The sequence below is a fragment of the Oleiphilus sp. HI0080 genome (assembly GCF_001635135.1).
This window is the reverse complement of the sequence record NZ_LWFU01000510.1, coordinates 1-4,622: the sequence shown is the minus strand read 5'-3', so window position 1 is coordinate 4,622 and position 4,622 is coordinate 1. Positions and strand designations below refer to the sequence as shown.

Sequence of the window (4,622 nt, the reverse complement as noted above, 5' to 3'; positions counted from 1 at the left end):
AAAAGACCAAACGGTATGAGTGATAAGCGGGCTTTGTGTTTTACGGAGTGCCAAGTACTAAGTGCAATTGAATGCGCGAAGGTGCGCAGTTTGAAGCGCGGGTTCAACGAGGTAGGGATATCGGGCAATTGGTAGCCCTCTATTTTGAGGGCCTGGATGGTCTTCGTGACGTGGCGATAATGGCGCAAGTGTTTATAGCGCCATATTTTCCAGGGCTTAAGTTGTTGGCCAAAATGAATCAAGCGTTGAGACGTTCGCTCATCTAGCCGGTACAAGGAGATTGACGGTACCTCATGCGCGAACATAAGTAGCGAAGCAAGGACAGACTCGTCGGTCATAAAGTAGGCTTTGCTATTGGCATCAACTGGATGCGATGGATCGATAGCGATCTGTTCGAGTTGGTCTTTCCATCTATGCAGCAAACCGAAGTGTTTTCGGTGTACCGTGATAAAGTTGCTGACACATTGCGTCTCAAAACGCGGTTCATCGCGCTCATTCACGTCACGTTTCCATTGGCACAGAATGTCGGCTGGTGTCGAGCCTATGTTGTCTTGACGGCCATAATGCTTGCCAAACACCATTGCGTTTTCCCGTGCTCCTCGGAGTCTGATTTGAATACCGTCTTCTTCGGGCAAGAGTAAGTCATCTAAATGGCCGAAGAACATGCAGTCGCAATCTATCCAAGTGGCGTATTCTGTTGTCACATTTAGCATTGCGTCTGGTTTTACCAGATGAGGGTGTGCCGATGCTGCGGCATATACCCTTACGTTTTGGAATTGGCGCAGCAAGGCGCGTTCCGATGCGTTTAGGTCTGTTGCCCAAACGTGGATCGGATAGCGCCCGCCAGACTGGCGGATAGAGGCGATGAGTAAGATCGCGCCCCACAAGTATCGTCGATTGCAGGAGGTAACGATCGTTGTCTGCATTGCTAATCTCCCGAATCTTCCAACTGTCGACAGCATCTCAATCTTAAAAATTGGCCGCGTAGCTCTGCTGCTCGTTTAAAGCGAGCAACTGATAACTCTCATTGCTTTTTCCGTCCATGGGCAACCATTCGAGCACGAGAAACTGCTGTGTGCTTGGAATGATGATGTCGTAGTCTAAGTTGGGCGTTGCGATAAAACTCGCCAGTCGGGTGCTGTAGTTCGGGTAATAGGTGTCTAGTTGTGTGTCGTAAAAGTCGTATTGGCTATAAATAACAAACTTGCCATAGCTACTCGGAAATTGCTCAAAGCTTAGGGTGATCATGCGGTCACTTTTGAAATCAAAGCTTTCGCTCGCCACAAGCTCTTTTGTTGAGGAAATTTCGGCGCTGTTCGTGCTTTGATTTTCGCTTACAGTATTTGTTGGTGTTGTGTTTTCTTCGCTTTGCTCTCCGCCGCTTGGCGCGCAGCCAATACATAGTGTAGCAAAGGCCAAGATGGTAAATTTGGTCAAGGTGGTCATGATTAATCGCTCCGTAAAATTGGTTTAACAGGGTTTAAGGACGACCAAAAAGGTGATCGTGTTGCGCATGGTTACTTTGGTACCAGTCTTTGTGCGTTGAACCATTGCTTCTAACCCACTTTGAGAAATTCGGATATGCCCGAACGATGTCGATATTCTCTTTAGGGTGTTCCCAGCCGGCAGGGATATTCAAGGCCCAAGGAAAGCTGTTTGCGTTTACAAAGCTGTTGCTTGCGTTACTGCGATCGTCCTCTAAACCGACCAGATTTGAAGAGAATAGGTCTGATCCGGCGTGCTCTTTAAGGTGAACCTCCCAACCGCGCCCGTCATAATCGCCGTGGTATTTTCCCTCGACTGCGAATATATACGGGTCATACGGCGCCGGGCCAATGCTCGCGGTATCAACCGGCTTGATGAACTCCACGCTGGCAACGAAGGTTCCCGAGGGCTTTGCTTGGCACGTATTCTCGGTGCGAAAGAACTTGCAGGCCTTGCCGATGTGATTTTTTGCGTCATCCAGCAAGATCAAATTGGCATCGCTCTGACCAGCCTCGAGAATATCTGCAGCCACAAGAACGCCATCCAAATGCAGAGAGCTGGAAGCAATGTTGCTTGGGTCAACACCCGGTAAGCGCAGTGCAAAGCCGTTATGGTAGCTTGCGCCGATCGCTTGAATCGAGAATTCAAGATCAATAGAAAGTAGCTTGTTACGATTGTCTAAGGTATTCGTAAAGCGGTAATCAATCACGAGATCATTAAAGTCATAGTCGCCCATTCGAGGCCAAAGGTCTTCGAACATCAGCGTCGCCATTCCACTCTGTGAGGGGTAGTACGTGGTTGATGTTATCTCTTCGTTGCTTTGCTCTAATACTTGGTAGGTGCCGGTATCGACTGAGCCATCGACATTGATACCTTCGACGGCGTACGTTGGCGTAGCGGCGATTGACACGAGAAGGTCGTTAAAATCATTGTCACCACCGGCGCGATGTTGATCGTCAAAGCCGAAGACAAAGAAGTCATTCACTGCATCATAAAACGCCACGTTATGTGCTTGCAGGGCACTTGGCTCCGGATTGAGGTAGGGCAAACTATAGAACGGTTGTCCCCAAGGGCCGAGGCCACTCACATTGCCATCGCTGCCGCTGTAACTCCAACCATTTGGTACGACAAAAAAGCCTAGTCCCTGTCCTGCCGTCAGGCTGATATTGAGCGGCACAGTATGTCCCTGTACCAGTTCTCCTTGAGGTGGCTTTGAAGCATTAGGAAAAACAAGAACATGCTCGGCGATATCGGAATAAGTCGCAGGAGGGTTGTTTGGATCAAACAAAAAATAGCCAAAGGCGTTCCGATAACCCGCGCCTTCATTGAGGAAGGTCACATCGACCGTGACGACGCCTGCAAAGTCATCGTCAATAATGATGTTGCTCTTTAGATTGGTGTCGATAAAACTGGTATTTACATACTGGCTTTCTGGCAGCATGCTGTAGATGTTGTTGAGCACATCAACGGGAAGAGATGCTGATTGATCCTGAACGTTTGTCGGGGTGCCTAAGCGGTTATAACCTGAGGAGGCCGTTCCGTTCAGATGGCTGAATTCAATCGCACTCAGTGGGGTGCTTAAGCTCACTGAAGTGAGAACAACGGCTATGTGATTCATTCGCATAATACTCTTACCTTTTCTGGGCGTTAAAGCGGGTACGATGAGAAGTTTGCACAAGGCGGGCCAGTGTTATAAAAGTTATTTAAAACAATGGCTTAATGGGTTTTCAAAGGTCTTTCTGCGATTTTTCTAAGGGTGGGTGCAAGGTGTTATTCGCAGAATGAAATCGATATTTTGCAAATACGATATTATTGTGCGAGCGCGCGCAGCTGGGAAAATGTAATCAGTTGGGTGTTGCGATCTGCTTGCAACGCGAGAATACGCGATTTGAATGCGTCCCACATTGAATGAATAAGTTTACCCTGATCAAAAAACTCCCAGTGATGCGTCACAATGATTGTGAATGGATTTGCGTTGAGCGCCGCGTCCAGCTTCGCGTCAGACAGCTCGCGGCTTACATACTGAGAATAGTGACAGCCTGGATGCTCGGTAAGCAGGGTGTCGCCATAGCGCATAGAGTTGCGCTTCAGCAGTTTCTTTACAACATACTTCGGAATGATCGAATGGGGCAATCTGGATCGATCTATCCAGCCGAGTGAGAAGGTCTCAAAACGTGATTGAATCAATCTGAGCGCTTCTGGGCTGTACTTGTCTTGGGGGGCAACAAACGTTTTTGGTGCCTGATTAAAGCAACGACGCAAAATCTCTCGACCATGTTGGAGCTTGTGTGCCAGTAACTCAGTGTCACGACTTTCAAACTCGCAAAGACCATTTTGACCGCTGTGCTCATAGCCATGGTGTAAAAATTCATTGCGATGCATGGCATTGAGTTGTTGCAACAAATGCGTGTTTTCATCTAACGCGAAGTTTCCCTTTGTTCCAGCAACGTCTTCGGGCAAGAATGGTTCAAATACTTCTGCCCCCGTAGAATAGTCGGTCGTCGTTGCGGCGCCATGCACATTGGGAATGGCGGAAAAGTTGACGGGTATTCCCTGATCAAACATGAAGCCGTAGACCGTTTCAAGCTGCTGAAATGGTGTGAAAAAGTTCAGATCGTCATCTCGGATTAGTACGTAGCGCATACTTTTACACTCACCGTTTAAGAGATTGATAGATGTTTGATAGTTTTTCAGTGATATGCTGCCAGCTGTATTGACGCACATCGTTTCTTGCATTTTTAACGAGCTCGTTTGCCGTCGTCTCGTTTCTCAGAAGGTGGTACATGTGAGTGACCAAAGAATCCTTTTGATCCATCGGACAGAACAAGCCGTTATGTCTGTTTTCGACGAATGAGGGCAGGCCTCCGACGGCATCGCATATCACAGGAACACCGGCGGCCCAAGCTTCTAGAACGACAACACCAAAGGTTTCATAGAGACTTGGCAGTACGAAAAGCTCTGCCGCGGCATACGCGTCAATCAAGGTCGGATTGTCGAATGAAACATCGGTGAGAAAGAGCACGTCATCAGTCACTTCTAACTCTTCGGCCAATGCCTTTAGGCTCTCGAAATACTGTTGATCATAGACCAGTCCCATGAGTACCAATTTGTTGCGGCGCTTCTCCTTTGGCAGTTCG

The 4,622-nt window shown here is 48.2% G+C and carries 5 protein-coding genes; all 5 read right to left on the bottom strand.

Going from position 1 to position 4,622, the window contains the following annotated elements; translation table 11 throughout:
• The coding region (locus A3751_RS10740) for a hypothetical protein (RefSeq protein WP_156492382.1) at nt 1-926 on the bottom strand (926 nt) is incomplete at its 3' end.
• A 43-nt stretch (nt 927-969) separates the two neighbouring features.
• Nucleotides 970-1,446 carry a hypothetical protein gene (locus A3751_RS10735; RefSeq protein ID WP_068455610.1) on the bottom strand — a complete coding sequence of 159 codons (477 nt, stop codon included), beginning with the start codon at nt 1,444-1,446 and terminating at the stop codon, nt 970-972.
• Nucleotides 1,447-1,480: 34 nt separating this feature from the next.
• A complete protein-coding gene (locus A3751_RS10730; protein WP_197466280.1) occupies nt 1,481-3,103 on the bottom strand; it encodes an LruC domain-containing protein in 1,623 nt (540 codons plus the stop codon).
• A gap of 191 nt (nt 3,104-3,294) precedes the next feature.
• Nucleotides 3,295-4,128 (bottom strand): DUF2334 domain-containing protein, encoded by an 834-nt coding sequence (locus tag A3751_RS10725; RefSeq protein WP_068455603.1) that lies wholly within the window; start codon nt 4,126-4,128, stop codon nt 3,295-3,297.
• 10 nt (nt 4,129-4,138) lie between these two features.
• A partial coding sequence (locus tag A3751_RS10720; RefSeq protein WP_156492381.1) for a glycosyltransferase family 4 protein occupies nt 4,139-4,622 on the bottom strand: 484 nt, incomplete at its 5' end.